The 2,928-nt window shown below is 49.7% G+C and carries 3 protein-coding genes; 1 reads left to right on the top strand and 2 read right to left on the bottom strand.

The features are described 5' to 3' along the window. Positions 1 to 147: 147 nt before the first annotated feature. A complete protein-coding gene (locus OCV69_RS15510; RefSeq protein ID WP_158360210.1) occupies positions 148 to 345 on the bottom strand; it encodes a hypothetical protein in 198 nt (65 codons plus the stop codon). A gap of 320 nt (positions 346 to 665) precedes the next feature. Next, entirely contained in the window at positions 666 to 1,253 is a 588-nt protein-coding gene (locus OCV69_RS15505; RefSeq protein ID WP_158360209.1) for a 50S ribosomal protein L25/general stress protein Ctc, read from the bottom strand. A 458-nt stretch (positions 1,254 to 1,711) separates the two neighbouring features. On the opposite strand from OCV69_RS15505, the gene OCV69_RS15500 reads away from it, so the two are divergent. Next, a complete protein-coding gene (locus tag OCV69_RS15500) occupies positions 1,712 to 2,854 on the top strand; it encodes an SLC13 family permease (RefSeq protein WP_158360208.1) in 1,143 nt (380 codons plus the stop codon). Positions 2,855 to 2,928: the final 74 nt, after the last annotated feature.

Raw genomic sequence — 2,928 nt, 5'->3', positions numbered from 1 at the left:
ACTGAAAAAGAAATCAACAATCTTTTTCAGAACTGTATCCTCCTGGACTCCTGAGTACTATGTTTTGAGAGAAACGACGGAAGTCAGGTACTATATCATTATATATAGTTATATGTCAAGGTGAATATTTATATCTGTATATAATTCTCACTTTTTCATCATTCTGCACAAATCCAGGAACCACGTTTTATGGAACATAACAACATATGAAAGAAGAACTTCACCGTCAGCTTCCCCCGGTCCGTGGATATCCAGCCCATTCAGCTCCTGCCTCTCCTCCCCATCCCCCCCTTCAAACCTCCAAAATGAGTCCCTTTGGGCAATATCCCTGTTTTTTTCTCCCAATGCCCAAAATTCCGTCTGATTTTGGGCATTGGGAATGCCTCTTTTTGTTTTATGCCCAAAATCTCAAGACTTTTTGAATTTTTCCCAGAAAAAACAAAGATTTTTGGGTACTGGCGAAAAAAGCGGCTTATATACCCAATCTCGTCATCAGAACCCCCACCCCCTATCCACCCCAAAAGAGAAAATATGCAAAAAAAGCCGCCCGGCAGACCAGATTTCCAGTCTGCCGGGCGGCTGCCCTTTTATCTTATTCAGTTTCCAGACGGCTTCCGCCTCTGGCCAGGGGACTGCCCCCGTATTCCCAAGCACCAGCCAGGCAATTATTCTGCCGCCGGAGCCTCCTTTGCCTCAGAAGCAGCTCCTCCTCCGCGTTTTCCGTCGGTGATCCGGAATACGATCTCATCGCTGTTGACCTGAAGCGCCAGCTTCTCACTCTTTAACTCCGGAATATCCCCTACGGTCACAATGGTTCCCACAGGCATACCGTCCACGTCGATTTCCAGCGTATCGATCATATCTGCTGGAAGAGCCGAGTACGGAATCTTCATATTCAGCTTCTCCAGGACCGCCGTCACCTTATCCGCGTTCACCAGCACAATATCGATCACGCTGTTGACCGCCTGGTCTGCCGACAGAGCCTGGAAGCTGATCTCCAGGATCTCATGCTTTAAGTTGTCCAGAGATTTTTCTTTTATCTGTACAGGGATCACTGTTCCATCCAGATCCAGTTTCAGACGGCTGCCCTCACGAAGCTCCCGGACCAGCTGTCTGGCCACAGACTCTTCGATCTGAAGAGCCACCGGCTCCTTTAACATACCGCCGAAAACGCTTCCCGGAACGTATCCATTCCTTCTGAGCTTCTTTGCCTTCACTGTAAGATCCCTTTTTGTTACGTTAATGGTATTCATGTTTCCTTCCTCCTGTTTGATATTGATTTTGCTGCACCTGCGGCTCGTCCGCAGATTTCTGCCTTACCTACCCTTCCAGGGCCCCGGATTTTCCCGCCTTTCTCTGCGCGCATTCCACGCGTAAATAAAAAGAAAGGCTTTTCATACAGCACCTGATGGTGAAATACCAAAAGCCCTTCTTAATATGTAAGACGGTTCTTTTTTATTTATTTTTACGATAATTAGTATAGCACACTTAAAATGAAATGTCAAATTTTCTTCTCATCCTGTTTTCGGCAAATTTTTCTCGATATATAATTTGAATTTTCAGAATAAATCTATTAACTGACTCTATTCCCGACACCCCCTGTAAACACTGCCCAAAAGTCCTCTTGCGCTCCCCTCCCTCCTGTGTTACTCTAGGACCGGACCGGAAGGGCTTCCTCCCGGAACCCAATCAAAGGAATCGAGGGATCATCATGAAACGAATTTTGTCATTTTTAAAAAAGGACGCGGTGCTTACTGCAGCCTGGACGCTGGCCATCCTGTCCATGGCGGCCGTTCCGCCCAGCATCCGCTATATCAGTTACCTGGACCTTCACACCCTGGGGCTTTTATTCTGTCTCATGGCCACCATGGCGGGACTCCAGGCCATGGGATTTTTCCACCAGATGGGAGAAAGCCTTCTAATGCGCATACACAGTCTCCGGCAGCTGGAAATGCTCCTGGTCCTCCTGTGTTTTTTCTCCAGCATGTTCATCACCAATGACGTGGCGCTGATCACCTTTGTCCCCTTCGCCATTGAGCTGCTGAAAATGATCCGCCGCGAGGACAGGCTGATCCCTGTGGTCGTTCTGCAGACCATTGCCGCCAATCTTGGAAGCATGGCCACCCCCATTGGAAACCCGCAAAATCTCTACCTCTATTCCCACTACCATCTGGGAATGGGCACTTTCCTCCAGATCATGCTTCCCTTTGCCCTCCTGTCCCTGCTGCTCATTCTTCTTGCACTCCTGCGCGGGAAAAACCAGCCGCTTTCTTTCGGCCTGTCCGAAATGCAGACCGTTCCGGGAGCGGCGCCATTCTGCCGCAAAAGCCTTCTTTCCTATCTGCTCATGTTTCTTCTCTGTCTGGGAGCCGTAGGAAAATGGATCCCCATCCCACTCCTTCTGCTGGCGGTCGTCTGCCTCGGACTTTTCGCAGACCGCGCCATATTTTCAAAGGTCGATTACTCCCTTCTGATCACCTTTGCGGGCTTTTTCATTTTCATTGGGAACATGAAACAGATCCCCTGGATCAGCAGTCTATTCCAGCAGCTGATCACCGGCAATGAACTCCTTTGTTCCGTGGCGGTCAGCCAGGTCATCAGCAATGTCCCGGCGGCTCTCCTGCTGTCCGGCTTCACCGATCAGGGCGCCTCCCTCCTCATCGGCACAAATCTGGGAGGCCTGGGAACACTGATCGCGTCCATGGCCAGCCTGATCTCCTACAAATATGTAGCCAGGGATTTTCCTGGTCTCAAGGGAAAATACCTGGCGCACTTTACAGCCATGAACGTTCTCTTTCTGGCCATCCTTCTTCTGGCCGCCGCAGCAGCCCCACAGAGCGGCCTTCTGTCGTAAAGTGCTCCTTTCCAGAATATAAAAAGCGGAAGCCCTCTGAAAATCAAGGCTTCCGCAGCAATAAAAAGAGCGGG

Source organism: Alitiscatomonas aceti, from assembly GCF_025567195.1.
Taxonomy (GTDB): Bacteria; Bacillota; Clostridia; order Lachnospirales; family Lachnospiraceae; genus Alitiscatomonas; species Alitiscatomonas aceti.
Note: the sequence above shows the minus strand (reverse complement) of the source record. Positions and strands in the feature narration are given on the sequence as shown.

Excerpts from the sequence above, each read along its gene's own strand:
- OCV69_RS15505 (WP_158360209.1), bottom strand. The coding sequence starts at position 1,253 with ATGAATACCATTAACGTAACAAAAAGGGATCTTACAGTGAAGGCAAAG.
- OCV69_RS15500 (WP_158360208.1), top strand. The coding sequence starts at position 1,712 with ATGAAACGAATTTTGTCATTTTTAAAAAAGGACGCGGTGCTTACTGCA.